This is a genomic window from Paenibacillus chitinolyticus (genome assembly GCF_045038035.1).
GTDB lineage: Bacteria > Bacillota > Bacilli > Paenibacillales > NBRC-103111 > Paenibacillus_F > Paenibacillus_F chitinolyticus_A.
On record NZ_CP173427.1, the window covers coordinates 179,607 to 203,699 of the forward strand.

18 protein-coding genes, 1 pseudogene and 1 riboswitch are annotated in these 24,093 nt (G+C 57.5%); of the genes and pseudogenes, 9 read left to right on the forward strand and 10 right to left on the reverse strand.

The genetic code is table 11. From position 1 onward, the window contains the following. Positions 1-157 precede the first annotated feature (157 nt). The 4 genes and pseudogenes from ACI48J_RS00780 (at position 158) to ACI48J_RS00795 (ending at position 4,251) form a co-directional block, all read left to right on the forward strand. A complete protein-coding gene (locus tag ACI48J_RS00780; RefSeq protein ID WP_405081253.1) occupies positions 158-799 on the forward strand; it encodes a beta-class carbonic anhydrase in 642 nt (213 codons plus the stop codon). Continuing rightward, positions 799-2,568 (forward strand): sulfate permease, encoded by a 1,770-nt coding sequence (locus tag ACI48J_RS00785; RefSeq protein ID WP_326056117.1) that lies wholly within the window; start codon positions 799-801, stop codon positions 2,566-2,568. Before ACI48J_RS00780 ends, ACI48J_RS00785 begins: the two co-directional genes overlap by 1 nt. A 184-nt stretch (positions 2,569-2,752) precedes the next feature. After that, a pseudogene (locus ACI48J_RS00790) lies at positions 2,753-3,075 on the forward strand (DUF4846 domain-containing protein). A 132-nt stretch (positions 3,076-3,207) separates the two neighbouring features. Beyond that, positions 3,208-4,251 (forward strand): EAL domain-containing protein, encoded by a 1,044-nt coding sequence (locus ACI48J_RS00795; RefSeq protein ID WP_405081255.1) that lies wholly within the window; start codon positions 3,208-3,210, stop codon positions 4,249-4,251. Between the two features lie 36 nt (positions 4,252-4,287). Here the strand turns inward: ACI48J_RS00795 and ACI48J_RS00800 are convergent, their stop codons facing one another. The 4 genes from ACI48J_RS00800 to ACI48J_RS00815 form a co-directional block, all read right to left on the reverse strand. After that, positions 4,288-5,604, reverse strand: coding sequence for a deoxyguanosinetriphosphate triphosphohydrolase family protein (locus ACI48J_RS00800; protein ID WP_009676030.1), 1,317 nt, complete (start codon positions 5,602-5,604; stop codon positions 4,288-4,290). Between the two features lie 186 nt (positions 5,605-5,790). After that, positions 5,791-6,147 (reverse strand): group 1 truncated hemoglobin, encoded by a 357-nt coding sequence (locus ACI48J_RS00805; RefSeq protein ID WP_405081257.1) that lies wholly within the window; start codon positions 6,145-6,147, stop codon positions 5,791-5,793. Between the two features lie 231 nt (positions 6,148-6,378). Further along, positions 6,379-7,008 (reverse strand): DUF3298 domain-containing protein, encoded by a 630-nt coding sequence (locus ACI48J_RS00810; protein ID WP_405081258.1) that lies wholly within the window; start codon positions 7,006-7,008, stop codon positions 6,379-6,381. A gap of 110 nt (positions 7,009-7,118) precedes the next feature. Continuing rightward, positions 7,119-8,570 carry a PLP-dependent aminotransferase family protein gene (locus ACI48J_RS00815; RefSeq protein WP_405081259.1) on the reverse strand — a complete coding sequence of 484 codons (1,452 nt, stop codon included), beginning with the start codon at positions 8,568-8,570 and terminating at the stop codon, positions 7,119-7,121. A 196-nt stretch (positions 8,571-8,766) separates the two neighbouring features. Here ACI48J_RS00815 and ACI48J_RS00820 point away from each other — a divergent pair, with 196 nt between their 5' ends. After that, a complete protein-coding gene (locus ACI48J_RS00820) occupies positions 8,767-9,396 on the forward strand; it encodes a LysE/ArgO family amino acid transporter (protein WP_405081260.1) in 630 nt (209 codons plus the stop codon). Between the two features lie 145 nt (positions 9,397-9,541). Then, a riboswitch (purine riboswitch) is annotated at positions 9,542-9,641 on the forward strand. 78 nt (positions 9,642-9,719) lie between these two features. Beyond that, on the forward strand, positions 9,720-11,159 hold the full coding sequence (locus ACI48J_RS00825; RefSeq protein WP_326056137.1) for an NAD(P)/FAD-dependent oxidoreductase: 1,440 nt from the start codon (positions 9,720-9,722) through the stop codon (positions 11,157-11,159). A 356-nt stretch (positions 11,160-11,515) separates the two neighbouring features. Here ACI48J_RS00825 and ACI48J_RS00830 read toward each other — a convergent pair whose 3' ends face one another. Both ACI48J_RS00830 and ACI48J_RS00835 read right to left on the reverse strand, forming a co-directional pair. Then, entirely contained in the window at positions 11,516-12,214 is a 699-nt protein-coding gene (locus tag ACI48J_RS00830; RefSeq protein WP_405081261.1) for a class I SAM-dependent methyltransferase, read from the reverse strand. A 335-nt stretch (positions 12,215-12,549) separates the two neighbouring features. Further along, on the reverse strand, positions 12,550-13,557 hold the full coding sequence (locus tag ACI48J_RS00835; RefSeq protein ID WP_405081262.1) for a methyltransferase domain-containing protein: 1,008 nt from the start codon (positions 13,555-13,557) through the stop codon (positions 12,550-12,552). Between the two features lie 246 nt (positions 13,558-13,803). Here ACI48J_RS00835 and ACI48J_RS00840 point away from each other — a divergent pair, with 246 nt between their 5' ends. From ACI48J_RS00840 to ACI48J_RS00850, 3 genes are all read left to right on the forward strand, one after another. Next, positions 13,804-15,372, forward strand: a complete 1,569-nt coding sequence (locus tag ACI48J_RS00840) for an NAD(P)H-hydrate dehydratase (protein ID WP_405081264.1) — start codon at positions 13,804-13,806, stop codon at positions 15,370-15,372. Positions 15,373-15,760: 388 nt separating this feature from the next. Beyond that, positions 15,761-18,985, forward strand: coding sequence for a S8 family serine peptidase (locus tag ACI48J_RS00845; protein WP_405081266.1), 3,225 nt, complete (start codon positions 15,761-15,763; stop codon positions 18,983-18,985). Between the two features lie 397 nt (positions 18,986-19,382). Continuing rightward, the gene (locus ACI48J_RS00850) at positions 19,383-21,065 is read left to right on the forward strand and encodes a glutamine--tRNA ligase/YqeY domain fusion protein (RefSeq protein WP_405081267.1); all 1,683 of its coding nucleotides are present in this window, start codon (positions 19,383-19,385) and stop codon (positions 21,063-21,065) included. A 140-nt stretch (positions 21,066-21,205) separates the two neighbouring features. Here ACI48J_RS00850 and ACI48J_RS00855 read toward each other — a convergent pair whose 3' ends face one another. The 4 genes from ACI48J_RS00855 to ACI48J_RS00870 are packed head-to-tail and all read right to left on the reverse strand — an operon-like array spanning position 21,206 to position 23,920. Beyond that, positions 21,206-22,066: an energy-coupling factor ABC transporter ATP-binding protein gene (locus tag ACI48J_RS00855; RefSeq protein WP_405081268.1), complete on the reverse strand. Its 861-nt coding sequence runs from the start codon at positions 22,064-22,066 to the stop codon at positions 21,206-21,208. Then, positions 22,063-22,872, reverse strand: coding sequence for a cobalt ECF transporter T component CbiQ (cbiQ, locus tag ACI48J_RS00860; protein ID WP_405081269.1), 810 nt, complete (start codon positions 22,870-22,872; stop codon positions 22,063-22,065). The genes ACI48J_RS00855 and cbiQ overlap by 4 nt, the downstream gene beginning before the upstream one ends. Then, positions 22,869-23,156, reverse strand: coding sequence for an energy-coupling factor ABC transporter substrate-binding protein (locus ACI48J_RS00865; protein ID WP_009675911.1), 288 nt, complete (start codon positions 23,154-23,156; stop codon positions 22,869-22,871). The genes cbiQ and ACI48J_RS00865 overlap by 4 nt, the downstream gene beginning before the upstream one ends. After that, positions 23,153-23,920 (reverse strand): energy-coupling factor ABC transporter permease, encoded by a 768-nt coding sequence (locus ACI48J_RS00870; RefSeq protein WP_042231271.1) that lies wholly within the window; start codon positions 23,918-23,920, stop codon positions 23,153-23,155. The genes ACI48J_RS00865 and ACI48J_RS00870 overlap by 4 nt, the downstream gene beginning before the upstream one ends. Positions 23,921-24,093: the final 173 nt, after the last annotated feature.

A 24,093-nucleotide genomic window follows, 5' to 3' on the forward strand; every position in this document is an offset into this window, starting at 1 on the left:
TTTTGAATGTTCCACGAAATTGAATTGTATCATTTTTCGTTGATTTTTATTATTTACGTAATCAAAACGTCAAATTAACATTAGCATGTAAAATAACTTTTATTGGAAAAAGGACTTAATTATTTTCCGACAAACTATTGAAAGGAGGTTATTTTACATGTCAAACATAAACGAAATCTTGGCTCACAACCGGACTTTCGTAAAGGAAAAGCACTATGTCCCTTTTCAGACGACGAAGTATCCGGACCGGAAAATCGTGATCCTGACCTGCATGGACACACGCCTGCTGGAACTGCTGCCCAAAGCACTCGGAATCCGCAACGGGGATGCCAAAGTCATTAAAAATGCGGGCGCTGTCGTGTCTCATCCGTTCGGAAGCATCATGAGAAGCATCTTGCTTGCCATTTACGAACTTAGGGCGAAGGAAGTATACGTCATCGGTCACCACGAATGCGGGATGGCGAATTTAAAGAGCGCCAATGTTCTGGAAAGCGCCCGGCGGTTCGGCATCCCGGAACAGTATATAAAAACGCTGTCGGATGCGGGCATTGATCTGAACGGGTGGCTGACCGGATTTTCGAGTATTGAGGAAAGCATCGCCAACAGTGTCTCCATGATACGCACGCATCCCCTATTCCCCGAATCCGTTCCCGTGCACGGGCTGGTCATTCATCCGGCAACCGGACAGCTCGATGTCGTCGTTGAGGGAGAGCCCATTCTACCGAAAGAAGGTGCGACCGCACATTTAAATTCCGAAGCTTCACATTTACAAACCACAATCGAAAGGGGAAATGAATAGTGTATGGGGATTCCCGCTTCCGGGGATACTCGCCCGGTCTCTTCAGGAAAGATCTCGCTGCCGGACTGATCGTCGGAATTGTCGCAATCCCGCTCGGAATGGCCTTTGCCATTGCCTCGGGCGTACGTCCGGAATACGGAATTTACACGGTTATCATTGCGGGGCTGCTCGTTTCGCTTCTGGGAGGGTCCAAGTTCCAGATTGCGGGTCCGACGGGAGCCTTCGTTCCGGTTTTGTTCGCCATTGTCATGGAGCACGGATACGAAAACCTGCTGATCGCGGGACTGATGGCCGGGGTTCTGCTTGTGGTGCTGGGAGCTTTGCGTCTGGGCAGCATCATCCGGTATATTCCGCGGCCCGTTACCATCGGCTTTACCGCCGGCATCGCCGTCATTATTTTCAGCGGACAGATCGCCCATTTTCTCGGGCTGCGCCATGTAAAAAAGAAAGAGAGCTTTCATGAAAACATGTATGAAATCGCTCTCCATATCGGAACCGTCAACTTGTACAGCGTAGCTACGGCGCTCATCTGTCTCGCGGTGCTGCTGCTCACCCAGCGTTTGACCGCCAAAATTCCGGGCGCCCTCGCCGGGCTTGTAGCGGCCAGTCTCGCAGCCGTATGCTTCTTCTCCGGCAAAGTCGATACCATCGGCTCCGCCTACGGTGCTATCCCGAGCAAGCTGCCGGAGTTTAACTTCCCGGTTCTTACCTTGGAAGGTATGATCGCACTCCTCCCCGCGGCTCTGGTCATTGCGATGCTCGGCGGCATCGAATCTCTCTTGTCGGCCATGGTTGCGGACCGGATGGGGGGCGACAAACATAAGAGCAACAAAGAACTGATCGGTCAAGGCATCGCCAACATCGCGGCGCCTTTGTTCGGAGGTATCCCGGCCACGGGCGCAATTGCCCGTACCGCCACAAATATCAAGAACGGGGCGGCTTCGCCCCTTTCGGGAATCGTTCACGCGCTCGTCGTTCTCTGCGTGCTGCTTATTTTCGCCCCGTATGCTTCTCATATTCCTCTGGCGGCGATGGCCCCTATACTGATGGTCGTCGCATGGAACATGAGCGAACGGCGTGAATTTGTACATGTGCTCAAAACGCGTACAGGAGATTCCATCGTTCTGGCGCTTACGTTCCTTCTTACCGTCTTTGCGGACCTGACTACGGCCGTAGCCGCGGGTCTCGTGCTTGCCGCAGTCCTATTTATCAAGCGCATCAGCGGCACACTCAGTGTAGGCGGCTCCATTCCCGACAGGGAGGACAAGGAGGTCCGGGCGGCCGCGCCGGCCGGCTGTGCCTGTCCGCAGATCAGTCTGTTCGCCGTGGAGGGACCGTTGTTTTTCGGCACCTCGCCCGTCTTCCTGGACTCGATAAACGATCATCTGAGCCGATGCGCCTCCTCGCCGATCCTCGTGCTGCGCATGGATGAAGTGACCGATATGGATACGACGGGAGAGGCTGCCTTGGCCGAAGTATGCGGGACTATCCGGGCACGCGGCGGAACTTTGCTGCTCAGCGGAACGAATGCTTCTGTCAGACGAGTTCTGGACGTGAGCGGACTCAGCGACAGCATAGGCAGCAAGCATCTTTTTGCCCGTATGGGCGAAGCCGTGCCGTTTGCCCTCAGCTTGTTAAAAGGGTCCCGCTGTCCCTCTTGCAGGCGGCTGGACTTTGACGAAACGGCAGAGCTGTCCCGATTCGGCTTGAAGACCGGACTGACGGGTCTAAGGCCCAAACCGACCGGAGCCAACTGGGCGCAAAGCTGATCGAATCAAACGAAGGGGTGTCCGCATATCGTGCGGGCACCCCTTCTGCCGCTTTCCGTTTCTTGCCGCATTATCGTCTGAAGTTGCGTAGAATTCACCTTTCTGTACACGAGTTGCGATGGACCGCTTGAATTAAACGAATTACGTATTTGTGAACGGGTTTAAGGCCGGATATTCAAAATGGATGAACGGATATCGAATTAAGCTGAATGGAAATCAGGCATCGTGGGTAAAAAATGCTGGAGCCGATAACACCCGGGAGATGTGTCCATTATCGGAGGATCGCCGGGACATACGGGCATTGCCGTGGATATAGCGGTGAATAAGCCGACGGGGGAGACCTTGTTTATGCCGGCGCAAAGCTGTACGCCCGCCCGGGAGACGCAATTTGGCGAATCCGGCAATCCCGCTCAAAGCCCGTGGTACACGTTCAAAGAAGGAGGCGGTCTGAAAACGCCGGAGTGGGAATTCGGTGAAAATAACTTAAGGGGATTTCAGGGGAATTAGGAAGTAAAAACCGTTTTCAAGTTTGAATTCCTCAATAAAATGAAATTTTATCCTTAAAGGTTGTAAATTAGAACCTTTATTAAGTAAGATAGACGTAAATCCATCCATTATGTGACATAGGGAGCGCTTTTCATGCAAAATTTTTGTTCGAAATGCTTCGTTGGGGAGCGCGGCTACACGGTCTATTTTGGCGGAAGCGTAACTTCCTCGTTTCTGGATGCCTATTTGCCGGAATACCCGGCGAATCAGTGGGATAAAATCGATTCACGGCTGTACTGGATGCACGAATCTCTGTTCAACGCCATGCTCGATTATGTGACCGCGCATCTGGAATATGCCAATATCCGGGCCGTGCGGGCGGACAAGCATGATCCCTTGCAGGGGCTGGACAAGCTCAAGCCCGTCCAATTTTTCAAGGAAGAACGAGACGCCCATTGGATTGACGATGTGATTACGAATCGCTCAATCCGGACTTTTTACCAGCCGATCGTTTCCTTTGACGGCGTGGAAAGCTCCATTATCGGTTACGAGCTGCTGTCGCGGGGAGCCGGGCGGGACGGCGGGCTGATTCCGCCGGTTCAGCTGTTTCAGGCCGCTAAAGCGAGAGACCGCCTGTTCGCGCTGGACCGCACATGCCGTCTGGAAGCGGTCCGGAACGCCGGCGGTCTGGATGACGGGCTGATTTTCATCAACTTCCTCCCGACGTCCATCTATAATCCCGTTCATTGTCTTCAATCGACGGTTGAGATGGTGGAGAGAACGGGCGTAAACCCCGAATCGATCGTTTTCGAAGTGGTGGAGAGCGAAGAAATCAACAATATGGACCACCTGAGAAGCATCTTGGCTTTTTACAAAAAACATGGCTTCCGCTATGCACTGGATGATGTCGGAACGGGTTTCAACAGCTTGCAGGTTCTTTCCGAGCTGGAGCCCGACGTCGTGAAGCTTGCCCTTGAATTTAGCCGGGGCGTCAGCAAGGACAAAGGAAAACAGCGCGTGGCACGCGCTGTCGCAAGAATGACCCAGGAGCTCAATTCCCGTGCGCTCGCGGAAGGAATCGAAGACCGCGACGATCTGGAATGTCTCCGGGATCTCGGTTATGAATGGTTTCAGGGCTACTACTTCGGCAAGCCGGAGCCGCAGCCGCTGAGGGTTCTGCCGTCCTGGCCTGCATAAATATACAGGCTTTCTTCTAAAAAACAGTCCTCCGCCTTAGTCCATCTCGTAAATCGAGCCGGACTTGCTCGCGTAAAGCTCTGCGGCGACTTTCTCCGCATACGCATCGGTCATGCCGGAGATATAGTCGGCGACCAGCCGGGGCCAAGACCATACGGAGCGATGCCGCTCGTAGTTCTCGATCCAGTCCGGCGGAATAATGAGCTGTCCGTGATCCGGCACTTTAAAGCTGTCCCACAACCGGCGGATGATGATTTCGCTGCGCTTTTGAAGCCGCTGGACGCGGAAGTCCTTGACGAGCGTGACCCAGGCCAGCTTCTTGATAATCTCCATCGTACGGAGAAGATCCAGGTCCTGGCGGCCTTCGCGCACGAACGTGACGCGCTTCCAGCCTTTGTCCGGGTCGTCGATGATGCCGACTTTGCCGGCGAAGGAGCTGACCCAGCGGGCTTTCATCTCTCTGCGCGTGCGCGAGGCTTCCCGGTCGCACTGGGCGTAGATGAGCTCCCACTGCTCGAGGTAAGAGGCAAGCACCTGCTTCACCATCGCGGCGATGTCCACCTGCTCCCAGCCGACCTCGAGGTTGCCTTGATCGTTCACGATTTCCTGAACGAGGTGCCCGATCAGCCGGTCGTCTTCGAAGAAGGAGCGGTTCATCTGGATTTTGCCGGCGCGGATGCCGTCCTCGATATCGTGCGTGGAGTAGGCGATGTCGTCGCACAAATCCATCAGCTGGGCTTCCAGCGTCGGACAGCCTTCCGGCATGTTCCACATGTCCCGGAGCTGCCGGATGCCCTCCCATTCCATCCCGTACACGCCTTTGAGCCGTCCCGGCTCTTCGAGGCTGTACGGGTATTTGTTGATGGCCAGAAGCACGGCGGCCGTCAAATCCAGGCCGCTGTCGCTGCCGGCGCGCTTCTCCAGAAACGTCAGAATCCTGAAATTCTGCGCGTTTCCTTCGTAGGAGAGGCCGTGTTCTTCCCCGAGAAGATGATTGAGCACTTCCTCGCCTTTGTGGCCGAACGGAGGATGTCCCAAATCGTGCGCGAGCGATGCGCACTCCACGACGGCAGGGTCGATCATCAAGCCGGGATGCTCCCCGCCGATGCAAAACGCGTACTGTTTTCTCATACGCCGGGCAACCTCGCGGGCAATCTGCGAAACCTCTATGGAATGGGTAAGCCGCGTCCGGTAATAATCCCCGGTCCCCGCACCGAATACCTGCGATTTGCCCTGCAGCCGGCGGAACACCGGAGACTGGATAAGACGGGCGTAATCGCGCTCGTATTCGTCCCGTTCCTCGCTGAATGTACCCAGTGCGGGTTCATCCAAACGGTACTTGCGCATATCCATCCGTTTCCCCCCTTCTACCTTCTCTATATGTGAGTAATCCTAACACGTGAAGACGTTTTGCAAATTGTAGCACATCCGGCCCCCGCGGGAAAAGAGTAAAAGATTCAAGAGAACATCCGTCCAAGCCGGCGGGCGGGGCAAAGGCCGCTGTTGACGGGATTCCCGGGGGATATGCCCGTATCCGTTTTATTTATAAAGGATATCGCCCCTCAGGGATTCCACCTTCTCCGTGATTTCACGGATATCGTCTCCCGTGACTCCGAATTGCGCCAAAGAGTCTTTCAAGTGGTTGACGATGCTGTTGAAATGCTCGGGCTGCAGATTCAGTCCCGTATGGGCCGCAGCCATCGACCTGCCCGTGTACGGGGCGCCGCCGAGCGCATAGCTGATGAATGCCGTCTGATGACGCAGCTGTTTCGCCATATCCGTATCCCGGAAGAAATGATTGACCGATTCGTCCTCCATGATCCGCTTGTAAAACTCCTCCACTACTTTTCCGATTGTGTCTTTTCCGCCCAGTTTTTCATATAAGCTGGTTTCCATGGTTGATCGGCCTCCTAAGTATGGGGTCCTGCTCTTTTATATTACCCTCCGGAACGCTAAAATCTCAAAAAACCCCTGACCGTCAATCAGGTAATCAGGTAATCAGGGAATCAGGGCAGGGATTAAAATCGTGCAGACCCGGCTTCCTTCCCGATTGTAACGGAGACAGAGAAAAAGCAGCCTCCGTTTGAGAGGCTGCCGTTTCGGCCGAAAACCGGCCGTGGAGTCTTGCTAGCTGACGTCTACCGCAAGGATGTCCAGGGGACCTCCTTCCGCCGCGATGGGAAGCAGATCGTACACCGAGATCGGAAACATGGGAAATCCGACGTAATAGGGAGTGATTTCAAGAAGATCGAAATACACCACCAGCGATTTGTCCGCCAGATAGAAGTTCTGATCGGGCCAGACGGATTTGAACGGAGGGTTCAGCAAGGGCAGTTTCCGCCGGTGAAGCTGTGCCCTTACGTGCTGCGAAAGCAGTTCCACGTAGCCGCTTCCGGGCTTGAAAAGCTGTGAAAGAGTGAAAAAATTGCCGGAATTCACATCGCATGTAAGAGATTCCGCAACGGTATACCCGTGGGCCATGGGAGCCGAATAAGCGTAGTTGGTGGCGATCAGACTGAGGAGCCCTCTCTGGTTCGTTTTCACCTCATAATGACCCGTCATCTCGCGGAGAGTGCCGGTCTGGTATTTCTTCTGTTCGTTAACGAGCGAAGCCGTAAGGCCGGAGAATGCCGCGTTTAGCTTTTTCTGAACCGTAGGGCTCCGAAGGTCCGAAAGTCTCGGCGTATAGATCGTCACACCCGGAGATGTGACGGTTTCGGTTTCCACCTGCACGGGAAGCTGAAATAAGGAGGTCATGCTCTTCTTCCTTTCCGGATGTCGTCTCATGCTTAACCTATTGCGGGAAAAAGGTTTTTAGACGTCCGGTCCGGCAAACCGGCTCCAAAGTCCGGCATCCCGGCATTTTGTCAGCGGGCAAGCCGGCGGATAAGAGCGGAGAGCTTCTGCAGCCCCTTTTCCAGATCCTCGAGAGAAGCGTAGGAATACGATAGCCTGAGATAAGGGCCGGGGAGAGGGTCGTACAGGCTTCCCGGATTCAGAAGGATGCCTGCCTGGCGCCCTTTCTCAAACAATTCTCTCATAGAGAGAGAACGGGTCAGTTTCAGCCAGATGTAAAAGCCCCCGGACGGGACTTTCCAGGAGGCGATATCCTTGAACCCGCTGTCCAGCAGCTCCAGGGCCCGGTCGCGGCGCCTCCGCATCCCCGTACGGACTGTCTCCAGATGCCGCAGGTACAACCCGCCGGAGAGAAGTTCGGCGGCCGCCCACTGCGACAGCGAGCTGGAGCCGTAATCCGTCTGCATCTTGAGGTCGGCCAGCCGGTCGATGACGGCTTCGGGTCCGACCACCCAGCCGATGCGCAGGCCGGGGCTCCATGTCTTGGACAAGCTTCCGAGGTGGAGGACAAGCCCGTTCTTGTCCATCGCTTTCAGCGGCGGAGGCGGGGGCTCGTCGAGCCACAGCTCGCGGTATACGTCATCCTCGATGACGGGAAGCTGCGCTGTTTCGCACACCTCCAGCGGCTCTTTTCTCCGGTCCTCCGGCATTAGGGTGCCGGTCGGGTTATGAAAAGAGGGGATCGTGTAGAGCATGGCTCCCTTGGCGCGCTTGGCCAGCTCCGGAATGCGTCCGGTCATCACTCCGCGCTCATCCATCGGAAGACCGCACAGGCGGACTCCGGCGGATTGGAACATATGTAGCGAGAACAAGTAAGACGGCTTCTCCAGCAGCAGGGTGGAGCCGGGCTGCGCCAGGCCGAGGGAAATGAGCTGGAGCGCCTGCAGCGCTCCCGAGACGATCATAATGGACGAAGGTGAGGCCTGAATGCCGCTTGTGCTCAGATAAGCGCTAATCCTCTCCCAGAGAGGGAGAAGCCCCTTCGGCTCCTCGTAGCCGAGCGAAGTCATGCGGCCCGGCAGTCTCTCGAGCACTTTTCTCGTCATTTCATGGGGGTGAAGAGCGGGAGACAGCTCGCCGGTTCCCAGCCTGATCATGCCCGGGGTGAACTCCGCCCGGTTGATCTCCTGGATCATCGCCCGGTTGGGCCGGTGGACGCCCGACTGCACGTAAGAGGCCCAGTCCGGAGCAGCCGGAGGCGCGAGCAGCGTCCAAGAATTGTTGACGACCCGTGTGCCGCTTCCGCTGCGGCCCTCCAGGATACCGTCGGCGATCAGCTCGTCAACGGCGGCTACGACGGTGCTGCGGTTGACTTCGAATACGGTGGCCATAGCGCGCTGGGGAGGGATTTTCGTGCCTACGGGCCACTCGCCGTTTGCGATTTTGCTTTTGATATACTGTTTGATTTGAACGGATAAGGGGATGGGGGAAGCCTTGTCTGGTTTCCAGCTGCTGTCCTGCATGAAGGGTTCCTGCTTTCTCGGAGTATGTCCGGCTTTCTGAACGGTCCTCTGCATGTAGCCGGTCCCGGGTCGCTTGTTCCAGTATAACGTTTGGTTGGCCCGCGATCCATCCAAATGGATGGAGACAAACGGTTATCTTTCTATATCATGAGGAAGTAAGACAAGAGACTAACGGCAGAGAGATGGAGGGACCGGCATGATGTTAACGGCTGCGGCCGCCCTGCACGGCCTGATTCTGGCTATGGGGCTTATTTTGCCTCTCGGGGTGCAGAACGTATTTATTTTCAATCAGGGAGCTTTGCACAAAAAATACACCCGGGCGCTTCCGGCCGTTCTGACGGCGTCGTTTTGCGACACGCTTCTAATCGGTTTGGCGGTTTTCGGCGTTTCCGTTCTCGTACTGAAAATCTGGTGGATCAAAACCGCGCTCATGACGGCAGGCGTGATTTTTCTCGCTTATATGGGCTGGACAACGTGGAAGAGCGCTTCACGCAAGGACGCGGACGAACCCGCAACGGGTGATGAAGCACGTTATCCTGCACGCAAACAGATCGCATTCGCCGCTTCGGTTTCCCTGCTCAATCCTCATGCCATCCTGGATACGGTCGGCGTCATCGGCACGAGCTCCCTGCAGTACACCGGAACGAATAAATGGGTGTTCGCCCTGGCGTGCATCCTTGTTTCCTGGTTTTGGTTCTTCGGTTTGGCCGCGCTGGGCTGGCTGACAGGCCGGATAAGCGGGTCCGCCCGGTTTACGGCGGTTCTGGGCAAGGTGTCGGCGATTGTGATGTGGCTGTCGGCAGGTTATATCGTGCTTTCTTTTTAATGTTCGTGTTTTGGTGGATAAATCGCTTGATTTTTATATAAATTCTTTATTTACAAAAAATAAACCGAATATTTAATGCGATTTAGGTTGACTTCGAACATAAATTTCGTTAACCTATCTAAGGGACGAACGTCTCCTTAACAACTAAATTTGTGTTTTACCTATTCGTATATCTTTGGCAATACGGGCCAGAGGTCTCTACAAGGAACCGGAAATTCCTGGCTACGAATGGACGGTTTTACCGTACCATTCGAAGGCCGGGGATTTTTTTGCGTGCCCGGCTCAAGCCTGATACCTTTCATAACTGACTGGGGGATACGATCATGAGCAACCGTTACGATGTTATTATTGTGGGGGCCGGACCGGCCGGGATATTCGCTGCCTATGAATTTTCGTTAAAATCACCGCACCTTAAAGTGCTGCTTGTAGATAAAGGGCATGACATCGACAGCCGCCGCTGTCCGATTCTGGAAGAGAAAATCAAGCTGTGTCCGCCTGCCGCGGGACGCAAGGAATTTGCGGGCTGCCTGCCCGCCTGCTCGATTACCGCCGGTTTCGGCGGAGCGGGAGCTTACAGTGACGGCAAGTTCAACATCACGACGGAATTCGGAGGCTGGCTAACGGACTATCTGCCGCCTTCGCGTGTGCTGGATCTCATCCGGTATGTGGATGACATCAACTTGAAGCACGGTGCCCAGCAGACGCTGACGGACCCGCTGACGGACGTCGTGTCCTCTATTGAAAACCGCGCTTACGCGGCGGGACTCAAGCTCTTAAGGGCGCAGGTCCGCCATCTGGGGACGGAGCAGAATCTTGAAATTCTCCGCTCGATCAACATTTATCTGAAAACAAAAGTGGACATGCGTTTCAAAACGGAAGCAGCCGACCTGCTGACAAGCAAAACGGCCGAAGGCCATAAAATCCGGGGCATTGTGCTGAACAGCGGGGAAGAGATCGAAGCCGATTCCGTAATCGTGGCGCCCGGCCGCGACGGCTCCGCATGGCTGACGAGCGTTCTGCGCAAACGCCGTCTGAAAATGTACAACAACCAGGTCGACGTCGGCGTCCGCGTGGAGACATCCGATGTCGTGATGCAGGAAATCAACAAGCATCTGTACGAAGGCAAGTTTATTTTCAACACGTCGGTCGGCACCCGCGTCCGCACCTTTTGCAGCAATCCTTCGGGACATGTTGTCGTGGAAAATCACAGCGGCGTCATGGCGGCCAACGGCCACGCGTACAAAGACCCGGCGCTCGGTTCGCGGAACACGAACTTCGCTCTGCTCGTTTCGCACCAGTTTACGGAGCCGTTCGATAAACCGAATGAATATGCCCGGGAGATTTGCAAACGTGCCAACGATCTCTCAAACGGCGGCGTCATCGTTCAGAAATACGGCGACATCATCCGCGGCCGCCGCTCTACGGAAGGCCGGATCAAGGAAGGATTCCTGGAGCCTACATTGAAAGAAGCCGTTCCCGGCGATCTGGGGCTCGTTCTTCCTTACAACACGATGAAGAGCCTGGTGGAGATGGTGGAGGCGCTGGAAAAAGTAACGCCGGGCATCGCTTCCGAGCACACGCTGTTTTACGGCGTGGAAGCGAAGTTCTACTCCGCCCGTCCGAAGCTGACCGAGCAGCTCGAAACCGAAATCGCGGGCCTGTACTGCGGCGGGGACGGCGCCGGCGTAACGCGTGGACTGGCCCAGGCCGGGGCGGCGGGCGTATGGATCGCCCGCGCTGTGGCGGAACGGGCTCAGGGCTAGCCCAGCTTTAGGCCGTCCGAAGCTGCCGAGCCGGTGTAATCGAGCGCTTCAAGCGGGAAGCGGCGAGCTCCGCTAAACGGCTGCGGCGCACGACGCGCGAATCGCACGATCCGAGGCTGGACTCGGCGCATGCATTCTCTAGATTGTTCGGCTCTCTGTGTTTAACGAAGTAAGCCCTGCAGACGGAATATCGTCTGCAGGGCTTTTTGGTGTGCCATCCGCCGGGCTGTTGCTCAAGGGATGGCTGCCGCCGGCAGCGCCGCACACACTGGATGCACCGCCGAAAACCGCGGGTTCCCGGGGGAATAAGCGGAGGGAGACAGCTTCAAGCGCGGAACGCGACGGTTACGTTCCCGTTATGCTCCCGCCGGCATATGCAGCCACCAGACACCGGCGCACTCCGGCAGGGTGACCCAGTTGTTCCGCGTTGTTTTCGCCGCCAGATCTTCTCCGAAGAAGAAGCGCGCCATTTCTTCGGCTTCCTTTAGCGACGCGAAGGTATAATCCAGGCGGAACGTCTCGTGGGCAAAGCCGTATTTTTGCGTCAGCAGCGCGTAGTAAGGCTTCAGGAACGCGGGAGGGTCCGGAACCTCCGTGCCGGTGCCCATCGTTTCCAGCAGGATGAGAGTTCCGCCGGGGCGCAGAACCCGTCTCATCTCGGCAAGAGCTTGCGCCACATTGGCTTCCCAGCCCGGGACGTCCGAGCCGGCGAGGTAGCAGAGGCTCCAGCCGCAGACGAGAAGATCGGCGGAGTCGTCCGCCAGAGGGAGGCTGCGGTGGTCGGCGGCTGTGCAGCGCCAGTTCGTCAGCCCCGCCTGCCGGAGCTTGGAGGCGGTGACCTCCAGCATACCGGACGAGGCGTCCAGGGCGGTGACCGATGCGGCCTTTGGCGCCAAAACGGCCGTCAGGCGGCCCGTCCCCGCTCCAAGGTCCACGATGTCCAGCCCTTCATGCGGGCGGATGCGGTCAATCCTTTCCGCCAGACCGGGTTGTCTGGAGATCATCCGGTCGTACAGATGAGTCTGATTGCGGTAAATATCGGTATGGTCGGGCATGCGGATCTTACCTCCATTTTGCGGAATTAAAATGTGGAATCGGTTCTCCCTCCATACCCTAAGCGTTAACGCAGCGGCAAGGTCAAGCGGATTTTAAGTATCCTGACCGGGGCGGTAACCGCATCGGATTTTTTGGCGCGGCTAGCCTTATCCGGTTCACAGTCCAAGCCTTTTCCTCTTCGTCCTCCTGCAAACCATTCCATAACAAAGTCTTCTCCGATTCAGTAAGATCAAGGCTGCCATGCACTCCCAGTATGCTGATGCAGGATACCAGTATCCCGGTACAGGCCGCGAAGATGCCGGATCGCACAGCGTTTCCGGCGTAAGCCCCGGTTTTACGGCAGCCCGCGCCGGGCGGCGGCCAGATAAAGCTCGGGCGAAAGCCTAATGCACTTGCTTTCAAATCCGTTTGGACCAAACCAGTCCAAAAAATCCAACACACCGGCCGGTGAATCCGAGCGATGCTTGTCGGCCGGGGCTCTTTCGTCGGCATTCCGGTTTATAAAACCCGCAATCGCGATGCGGCCCTGCGGTTTTAGCACCCGTGCCATTTCGTTCAGCGCCAATTTTTGCTGCCTGACGGATAAATGATGAAACGCAAAGCTGGTCACCACGAAATCGAACTGTCCGTCCGTATAAGGAACGGCAAGGAAGTTGCCGATTTTGGCCGTCATGTCCGGGAATTTGGACCGGCAGATACGGAGCATCTCCTTGGACTGGTCAACTCCGTTCATAACCGCTCCGCGTTCCATAAACAAACCGGCTAGATTGCCGGTCCCGGTGCCCAGATCAAGTCCCGTTTCTCCGGGTGACGGATTTATTTCCTCCACGGTCCGTTCAAGCGCTTCGCGGTAACCGGGATAGGCCGAATCCCCGCTCCATACCCGCTCGTCATGAGAAGAAGCCAGCTCGTCGAAGTTCCAGCGGTCCTCCCAGTTGCGGAGCTCCCGGACCTCTCTGGAATCCTGCGCAAGCCGGTAAAAGTCCTCCAAGGGAAGCCCTCGGCTCCCCTGCAAAAGCCCGATCATATGGTCGGTCGTTTGCAGCGTCTGCCTGGTCTCCAGCATACGGGCGTACAGGACGGAGCGCTGCAGCTCCAGATAATGGAGCAGTTCATCGTGCTCGCCACGTTCCACCTGCTCCAGAGCGGCCTGAATACCGCTGATGGACATGCCGGATTCGCGCAGGGCGACGATCGTCCGCAGCCTCCAAATTTCTTGTTCGGTAAAAGAGCGGTACCCGCTGGAGAGTTCCTTACCCGGTGCGATCAGCCCTTTTTCTTCGTAAAAACGGATAGCCCGGGCCGATATTCCCAGCCGTTTGGCTGCTTCTTTAATGTGCATAGCGGCCTTCCTCCCCCGTATTTCAACCGGCTGCGCGCCGGAATTTGGTTTTTTCTCTTTTTAGCTTAAACCTTTCCGTAACGGGAAGGTAAACCCTTCTTTTTGGCCGGCAGTCCGTTGCTCGGGTCCAAAAGTTTAATTCTGCCGTTCAGCCTTTTATACTGGTTAGTAGAGGGTTAAATAGAATAAGAGAGTAAGACCGGATTTTCTTCCGAACAGAATCCACCGATTAAGGAGGTCCAAACGATGCGAATCGTATCAGGCGAAGATATGTACGAAATCGACCGTCAAACCGTGAACCTCATCGGAATAAGCGCCGACACGCTGATGGAAAGCGCGGGGCGTGCGGCCGCATCCCTTCTGCTGGAGCGGATTCCGCCGGAGGCGGAAGTTGTCGTGCTTTCCGGTGCGGGAAGCAACGGCGGGGACGGAATCGTGATCGCCCGAGTCCTGAAAGCGCACGGCCGGCGGGTTTCTCTGTGGCTGATTCCGCCGCGGGACAAAATCAGGGGCGCCGCCGCGGCCGCTTTGTCCGTCTATGAAAAGTCGGGCTATGCCGCCGCCGATTACATAGGTTCGGAGGCTGAGCTGGAACGCCGGCTTGAGCGGGCGGACGCGATTGTCGATGCGCTTCTCGGCATCGGAGTGAACGGCCCTCTCCGCGAGCCGTACCGGAGCCTGATCGGGAAGATCAACGGGCAGCGTGCGGCCGTTTACGCGATCGATCTTCCGAGCGGAGTTCCCGCGGACGGGGGCCCCGTCGAAGCGGCCGTCCGGGCGGATGTCACCGTGACGATTCAGTATCCGAAGCTCGGTACGTTCACGCACCCGGCCGCTTCTTACTGCGGCGAGCTGCTCGTCGCCGACATCGGCATCCCGCCTGCCGCAGCCGCGGGCCTGCCCCGCCGCTCCCTGTGGACGCTGCCCGATGTGCGGAGGACGCTGCCGCGCCGGAAGGCGTCCTCGCACAAGGGAACGCACGGCAGGCTGCTGGTGGCCGGCGGGTCCTTGCGGATGCCCGGAGCCGTCGTCCTCGCGTCCCGTGCGGCGCTCCGAAGCGGAGCCGGGCTCGTGACGGCGGCCGTGCCGGACTGCATCCACGCGATTGCGGCAGGCCATTACCCGGAGGCGATGTACCTGCCTTCGCCGTCGGAGGCGGGTCACTTCCGGGGCGAGCTGCCTCTGGAAGGCGCCTCCTTCGGCGCGATCGCCGCAGGTCCGGGCCTGGGCCGCACGCCGGGAGGCCGGGCCGTCGTGGAACAGGCGCTGCGCCAGGATGCGCCCGTCCTGCTGGACGCGGACGCTTTGTTCCACGCCGCAGAGCTTCTGCCGCTGCTGCGGAAGCGCCGCAAGCCGACGGTGCTGACGCCGCATCCGGGCGAGATGGCCCGGCTTACGGGCAGCACCGCCGCGGCGGTAGAGGACGACAGGTTCGGCGTGTCCGCCCGCTTTGCGGCCGAGACCGGCGCCTATGTCGTCCTGAAGGGGCCGCATACGATCGTTGCGGCCCCGGACGGCACGCAGCACGTCAACACGACGGGCAGCGCCGCATTGGCCAAGGGCGGCTCCGGCGACGTGCTGACAGGCATTGCGGCGGCGTTTCTCCTGCAGCACGAGGACGTTCTGCAGGCGGTCAGCAATGCCGTGTACATCCATGGCCTGGCTGCAAGTCTGCTGACGGAGGAACGCCACTCCCTTGCGGATGTTCTGGCCAGCGACGTAATCGAAAGCATCCCGGCGGCATTCCGGCATATTTATGGAGATGAGGGAGGCGCGGAAGGGAAGCCGCCGAAGCCCGAGGGCCGCTTCTTTTAACCGTTATGCGCAGCTTTCGAGACTTTGTTGCGGAATCGCGCCCCGGGTCCGGATGAGACGGCTGAGACACGCGGCATACCGTTATCCGCACTTCGCGAGCTATCCGCGCGCGGTGCGGCGCTGTATGGCGATAGCGGGCACATGCCGGCCGTTTACCGAAGGTTGAAAAAACGGAAGAACTTTTTATGCAAGATAAGACGTAACTTCTGGAGAATATCCCCATAATGACGTCTCTGTAGAGAGATTGCATGGCTTTCAGCAAGATTAAGAGAGGATACTTTTTTAAATATTCCGTTTATTTACAAAAGTGGGTATGCGGCAGGAATTCGGGAACCGGAAGCGAATGCCTAATTAAGGATCGCGATGTGAGGTTTGGAGGTTTTTTTGTATGCGAAAAATAAGTCTGCTGGTGCTGGCCGCGCTATTGGCCTTGAGTCTGTCTGTCCCGGCGTTCGGAGCGGAGCCTTCGCTTTCTTTGAAGAAAAACGGCTCGACTCCCCGATATGAAAGACCGCAGGCTTTGAAAGACGCGCTGCCCGGACAGGTTATCGTCAAATACAAAGAAAAAGCGGATACGATGAGAATGCAGGGACTGATGGGTCCCGAGAAAAAAGCGGATCTTCCCGATCCGCCGAGCTCGAAATACAAACAGCGTGTAGGATCGAAGGGTCTGGTCACGATGGAATTTCCCAAGTCCGAGCCGGTTTCGGACGTGCTTGAGGAACTGGAGAACGACCCCGACGTGGATTTCGTCGAACCCGTTTATCCCGTATGGGCCGCCGAGACGAAGGCCGTAGGGAACGGTCGCACCGGGCAGGCAGCGGCGGCGCGGTCAACGACCGGCGCCGCAGGCGCGGCGGATTCGCCCGCTAAAGCGGCTTCTCTGCCGAACGACCCGTATGTAGAGCAGCAGTGGTGGTACCGGGCGATCCAGTCGGATCTCGCGGATACGGGGACGGCGGACGCCAAACTGTCCGGTATTGTGATCGCCGTTGTCGATACGGGCGTGGATTCTTCCCATGACGATCTGAAAGGGAGCCTGGTGGACGGGTACAATTTCGTCAGCAACACGCCGGACACCCGGGATGATAACGGCCACGGCACGAATGTGGCGGGCATTGCGGCGGCACGGAAAGACAACGGAGTCGGTATCGCCGGAGTGGCCAGCGGAGCCAAAATTATGCCCGTTAAGGTACTCGACAGCGAAGGTTACGGAAGAACGGACGTGATAACCGAAGGCATCTATTGGGCCGTAGATCACGGAGCGGATGTGGTAAATCTCAGCCTGACGTCGGCAAGCTCCTCCCGGGTCATGGAGGAAGCGGTCCAATACGCCCTGCAAAGAGGCGTGATCGTCGTTTCCGCCGCAGGCAACGAAAGCAACCACTGGACGGGCAGCGATACGGGAGAACTGGACCAGGTAAAAGGCAGCGAAGATCCGCTGGCCCACCGGTTCGTGAAGGATGTGGCCTTTCCGGCCAAACTGCCGGGAGTCCTTGCGGTAGGCGCCGTCGACTGGTATCCCCAAACGGAATTTATCGTGGCGGATTTCTCCAATTCCGGCAGCAGCCTGAGCGTAGTCGCACCGGGCGTGGACATATACAGCACGGACAAGGGCAACGGATACACGGGACGCAACGGCACTTCGATGGCGGCCCCGATGGTGTCCGGCCTTGCCGCTCTGATTCTTGCGGGGGATGCCGGCCTGGATGAGCTTTCCACTTCCGAAAGAGTGGAGCGCGTAGGCCGTATCATCTCCGAAACCGCCAAGGACCTCGGTCCTTCCGGCTTTGACGATGAATACGGGTCCGGGCTGATCGATGTGAAGAAAGCCATGGAAACACCGCGTGTAAGTATCCAAGCGGCTAACGGCAGTACGATTTTGACCGGAACGGGCGAGCTTCAGGCTGATATCCGGCTCCTGGACAAAGACGGTTCTCTCGCAGCGGGCGCCAGCGGGGCCGGTAAGGCGGATTTGTTCGCTTACACGTCGAACGGCACGGAGCCCCAGTTCGTTAAGACGTTAACTTTTCAAGCCAGTCAAGGAAAAGCTTCTCTTACATACAAGCCGGATAAAGCCGGCAAATATTTATTGGTTGCCTACAACGATGAGAAAAGTCCGCTTTGGGTGAGCGGCGAGCTTACGTTCCAGAAGAAGCCTCAAGCTCCTCAGGCCAGCCTCCGGAGCGGAAGCTACACGGGTACACAGAAAGTTACGCTGACCGTATCCGACCCTGGCGCCAAAATGTACTACACCTTGACCGGAGCGGCGCCTACCGTACAGTCTGCCGTTTATACCGGCCCTATCGAGATCTCCCGGACACAAACCCTGAGAGTCATCTCGGCCGCAGGCGGAGCCGTCAGCGACGTCCAGACCTATCGCTATGAAATCGCGGCAAGCGGCGGGAATACCGGAGGCGGGGACGGTGCCGGAAAGCCCTCGGAAGAAACTGTTACCGACGTTAAGGCGGACTCAACCGTAATCCAGGAAAAAGGCTATGCCATGCTGGATGTGAAGGTTGCCGACGAGAATTTGCAGCCGCTGCTTAAAAATCCGGATGTGACTCTGATCGGAGTACAGGCCGTTTCTTCCGGTAAAGACAACACCGCCGGGGCGAAAGTTCACCTTCCGGCATCCTTCTTCGGCGGCGGCCAGTCCAAAGGGCTGCTCATTACGACGAGTGAAGGAACTTTAAGGCTGGATGCGGGCTCTCTTCAAGTGGACGGCAGCGAGGAAGCGGTTATTTCTCTCCGCCGGACGCATGCCACCGAGAGCCTGACGTCGGCTTATCCCGAAGGCGCGTCGCCTATGTCTTCCATCCTGGAGATTAAAATAATGGCCGGAAGCCGGATGATCGGCAATCTCCAAAAACCCGCGACCGTGACTCTCACTCACGCTGCGGCGTCCGATTTGGGAGTCGACCCGGAGAAAATGGGTGCCTTCGTTTATTCGGAGGACGATACTGAGTGGAAGTATGTGAAGGGGGCCCAGAACGAGGGCAGCATGACGTTTGCCGTCGGCGGCTCCTCGTACGCGGCTGTCTTCGCGGTCGACCGCACGTTCGCCGATATGAGCACCCACTGGGCGAAACGGCCCGTGGAAGTTCTCGCCGCCCGGCAGATCGTGGACGGCATGGACGCCAGCCGCTTCGCTCCTCAGGCGGGCGTGACACGGGCCCAGTTCGCGGCGATGCTGGCCCGCCTGCTGCAGCTTCCGGCGGCTGCGGACGGCAAGCAGCAATTCCGTGACGTCGCGAAGGGCGCTTGGTACGCCGATGTCATCGCCCGCTCTTACAGCGCGGGGCTCGTCTCCGGCGTCACGGACGACCGCTTCATGCCGGAGGAGCCCATCACGCGCGAGCAGATGGCCGCCATGCTGGTTCGCGCCTTCGCTTACGGCAGCGGCATAGCGCCGGACGAGCTTCCCGTGCCGAAGACGGCTTCTTTCGCCGACGAAGGCACGGCGGGGACCTGGGCGGTGCCGTTTATGCGGAAGGCCGCCGGGCTCGGTCTGATCGACGGCTATGAAGACGGCACCTTCAAGCCGTTGAACGGCGCCACGAGAGCGGAATCCGCAAGCGTGATTTACAAGCTGAGCGCGCGCGAGTACTGATTTTTCACATGCCGAACGCTGAATGCGCTCTTCATAACCCCCTGTAACTTCCTTTTAAAAAATCGTCTCGGGCTTCGGCCCGTGGCGGTTTTTTTGGTTCTTGGACACTGTGGGAAGCCGGGGCGGCACCGGCGGCATTTTTAAGGGGAGGCGATATTTAAGGTGCCGTCAGGCTATACTGGTTGCCAAAGGAAGGGGCGGGGAATTTACGCGGGAATGGTCATAATAGGGAATAAAGAGTGAGGAAGACGCGAAAGGCTGGAAAAGGTTGGGGGCTTTTCGGGGCGAGGGTCGTCTTTTGCAGGTTGAACTCTCCGTTTGTTATGGGTATGATGGAATACAAATACCGAATTGGACTGCGGCAGCGATTTCCGATAAGAAAGAAAGGTTGATCCGGATGGAGAACAAAAGCGCCACAACAAATACAACCAACACCAATTTCATTAAAAACATCGTGATCGAAGATCTTAACGAAGGCCGTGTAGATACGGTCGTCACGCGTTTTCCGCCCGAACCGAACGGGTATCTGCATATCGGGCACGCCAAGTCGATCTGCCTGAATTTCGAGCTTGCGGACGAATTCAACGGTAAGACGAACCTGCGTTTCGACGATACGAATCCGGCCAAGGAAGACGAGGAGTTCGTCAGAGCGATCAAGGAAGACGTGCAGTGGCTGGGCTTCGAATGGGACGGCCTCTTTTTCGCCTCCGATTATTTCGACTATATGTATGAAAAAGCGCAGCTTCTGATCCGCAAAGGAAAAGCGTACGTGTGCCAGCTTAATGCGGATCAAATCCGCGAAGGCCGAGGAACGCTTACGGAGCCGGGCAAGGAGAGCCCGTACCGGGACCGTCCGGCGGAAGAAAGCCTGGATTTGTTCGAGCGCATGCGCAAAGGCGAGTTTAAGGACGGGGAAATGGTCCTCCGTGCGAAAATCAACATGGCTTCGCCGAATATCAACCTGCGGGATCCGGTCATTTACCGCATTTCGCACGCGCACCACCACCGCACGGGGGATGCTTGGTGCATCTATCCGATGTATGCTTTCGCGCATCCGCTGGAGGATGCCTACGAAGCGGTTACCCACTCCATCTGTACCCTGGAGTTCGAGGATCAGCGTCCGCTGTACGACTGGGTCATCCAGGAATGCGAAACGGAGCATGTGCCGCATCAATACGAATTCGCCAAACTGAAGCTGACGGATACGATCATGGGCAAACGCTATCTGAAGCAGATGGTGGACGAAGGGGTTGTGGACGGCTGGGACGATCCCCGCATGCCGACGGTGTCGGGCTTGCGCCGCCGGGGCTTTACGCCGGAATCTATCCGCAATTTCTGCCGTGAAATCGGCGTGACGAAGAGCGACAGCACGGTCGATGTGAAATACCTGGATCATTTTATCCGGGAAGATTTGAAATTGAAGGCTCCGCGCACGATGGGTATTCTGAAACCGCTCAAGGTGGTCATTACGAATTATCCCGAAGGCCAGGTGGAAATGCTGGATGCGGAAATCAACTCGGAGAATCCGGAGATGGGCGTCCGCCAAATTCCGTTTTCGCGTGAGATTTATATCGAGCAGGACGATTTCATGGAAAATCCGCCGAGCAAATATTTCCGTTTATTTCCCGGCAACGAAGTGCGCTTGAAGCACGCCTACTTCATCAAGTGCGAAGAAGTGGTTAAGGATGAAGCGGGCAATGTGATCGAGCTCCGCTGCACCTACGATCCCGCCACGAAGAGCGGAAGCGGGTTTACCGGCCGCAAAGTGAAGGGGACGATCCACTGGGTGGAAGCGAGCCGCGCCGTTCCGGCGGAGTTCCGTCTCTACGAGCCACTAGTCCTTCCCGAGCGGGAGGAGAAGGAAGAAGGAAGCACGTTCCTCGACCGGATCAATCCGAATTCTTTGGAGGTCCTGAGCGGATTTGTGGAGGAGAACATGAAGGATGCCGAGGGTAACGACAAGTTCCAATTCTTCCGCCACGGGTACTTCAATGTGGACCCTAAAGCGTCCACGAAAGATCGTCTGGTCTTCAATCTGACCGTATCGCTGAAAAGCTCTTTCGATATCAAGCAGGCATAAAAAGCGGAAACAACAGACGGGACCGGGTCTGCCGGGCTTGGCCCCTCGAACGGGCTGTCCGTCCGAGTTCGCCGCTTAACACCAAAAAGCAGGTTCAGGAGAAATTCCTGACCTGCTTTTTTTGTTCGGGCTTCAAGCGCCTAGCTCTTCGCGGCCGCCGCTTGAAGCCGGGCCGCGAGCAGCTCCCCGAAGGCGTCGGCGCTCCTCGGAGGTTCGACGCCTTCCCTCAGGGCGCGGGGGAGGGAGCGCCACAGCCGGAGGAGCATGGGCAGCTCCAGTCCGATGCGTTCGATGGTGTCCGTCTCCGCGAAAACCCGCTCGGGCGTCCCCTGCAGCAGACAGGCACCCTGGTCCATGACCAGGACTTCGTCCGCCCACGTGTAGGCCAGGTCCATGTCGTGGGTCGCCATGACCACGGTGACGCCGCTCTGCCGGATGTCCGCCAGCTCATCCAGCAGAAGCCGCTCCGACGCGCGGTCGAGATACGCCGTCGGCTCGTCGAGCAGCAGCAGACTCGGCTCCAGCACGAGAACGCCGGCCAGGGTGACGCGCTTCTTCTGCCCGAGGCTCAGGTGATGGATAGGGGTATGGGCGAGCTGCTCCAGGCCCATTCTCTCCAGTACCGCTTCGGTCCGGGCGCGGATGTCGGGCTCGGAAACGCCGGCGTTCCGCAAGCCGTAGGAGACGTCCTCGTACGGCGTACCGAGAATGAGCTGCTGCTCGGGGTCCTGGAACACGAGTCCTACCTGCCTGCGCAGCTCCTGCAGCTCCTGGCGCTTGTAGGACACAGGGGCGCCCTTCCAGTGCACGGTCCCCGATTGCGGCCGGTGAATGCCGACGGCATGCAGGAAAAACGTCGATTTGCCGGAACCGTTGTGTCCGCAAAGCGCGATCTTCCGGCCGGACGGAATCGTGAGACTGAGTCCGGCCAGAGCCTGTTTTCCGGTACCGGGATAGCTGTAGACCACATCCGCGAGTTCCAGAATCGGATTCTGCTTCATGCGAATCCCCTCCATTTCAGCCAAATCTGTGCTGCCGTCAGCATAAGAATCCCCGTCGCGCCTTCGGCTTTGTAACGACGCGGGACGGGGGCCGCTTCATAGGGGGCCAGTTCGATCCGTTCCGTGAAGCCGCGGGAAGTGAGCCCGTAGGTCAGGCCCCGGTAGCGCTGCATCGTCCGGCCGAACAGATGGACAACCAGCAGAGCGGTATCGCGCAGACCGCCCGCGAATCCGTTCTGTCCGCCCCGGCAGCGCTGGGCGGTCCGCATGGCGTGAGCCGTATCGGCCAGCAAAAAAATAAAGCGGTACATAATCAGGGTCAGCTCAATCACGATCTGAGGAATACGGATTTTTTTCATCACCTGAAGAATCTCCAGCAAGGGCGTCGTGAACAACACAAATTGCAGACAAGCGAGGCAGGCGGAGACCCGCATAAACAGCACCGCTGTGAGGGATAAAGATTCTTCCGTGACGTAAACGGTCCATGGACCGGCCGTTCCGATGATCCATCCCGAAGAAAGGGGAATCCCGGTCCCCGTATTTCTTCCGAATTCCAGCAGGAGAGCAGGTAGGCTGGCCGCGAAGAACAGCAGCGAGCCGCCGTATACGAGCCAGTAAAGCTTGCCCGGAACACGTGCGTAAAGCAGGGTCCAAAGCGTCATCCATCCGAAAACGGCCGCTTGAACGGGCGGAGCACCGGCATAGGACAGGATAAAGAGGCAGCCGGCAAATCCGCATTTCCAGACGGGGGAGATTCCCCGGAACGCATTGGCATAGGAAATCGTGTCGATCCGCTTGAGCATCATGCTTTGGGCTTCGGTTTGGAGGCTTTCCCCTTATACAGGCCGATCACATATCCGATAAACCCGGCTCCGAGCGCGGCTTGCAGCGCGAAAAGCATGCTTTCGGTTTCAGCCGGAGGCTCCATCAGCGACGCGAACCAAGGCTCGTAAGTCGGAGCGATTTCCTGAATCGCTTCCTCCGCGGCTCCGTCCGCTCCTCCGAACTCTCCTTTAACGAAAATGAGCGGCAGCACGGCAAGCAGGACGACCACGACCAGAATCCAGACATTTTTCTTCCACGTTTTCATGAACGGTCAGCTCCCTTCAAATTGCGCTGCAGAGCGGAAATTTCATGCGGCGTATAGGCTTGCAGCCAGCCCAGAACCAGCACGGTGAGCAGTCCTTCGCTGATCGCGAGCGGAATTTGGGTGACGGCGAAAATCCCCGCAAATTTGGCGAAAGACGCGAGCATGCCCCCGTCGGCTGCGGGAAATGCCACCGCCAGCTGCACGGAGGTGACCAGATAGGTGGTCAGATCGGCGAGCGCGGCGCCCGTAAAGACGGAGAGCTTCTGCCTGCCCGTCGATTTGATCATGAGTTTGTAGACGGCATAGCCGACAAACGGTCCCGCAACGGCCATCGAGAATGCGTTGGCACCCAGTGTCGTAAGCCCGCCATGGGCGAGGAGAAGAGCTTGAAAGAGAAGGACGACGGAGCCGAGGACGCTCATGGGAAGCGGTCCGAACAGAATGGCTCCGAGTCCGGTCCCCGTCGGGTGGGAGCTGCTTCCCGTAACCGAAGGGATTTTCAGGGCGGACAGGACGAACGTAAAGGCTCCGGCCAGACCCAGCATAAGCTTGAGCTCCGGCGTTTCTTTCGTAATTCGGATCAGAGCGCGGACGCCCAGGATGAAGAATGGCAGGAAGACCACCCACCAGAATAAGGCCCAAAAGGGCGGCAAAAAGCCCTCCATGATATGCATGGCGTAAGCCGACTCCGGCTCGTTTACCAGAAAGAAGCAGACGATTCCGGCTATAAGCAGAAAAGACGCCAGGGTTTTACGGATGTTCATCGGAAATCCTCCTTCATAAGTGTGGGTCCGCCGTAAGCGGCGGCCAGTGCGGCAGAACGGGGCCTTGCCCCTGCTGTGTTTTCGAACGCAAAATGCTGATTCGTTAAGCCGGCCGCCCGGCTGCCAGTTCCGCAAGCTCTTTCCGATGATTCCGATGCGGCAATTCCCGGCTT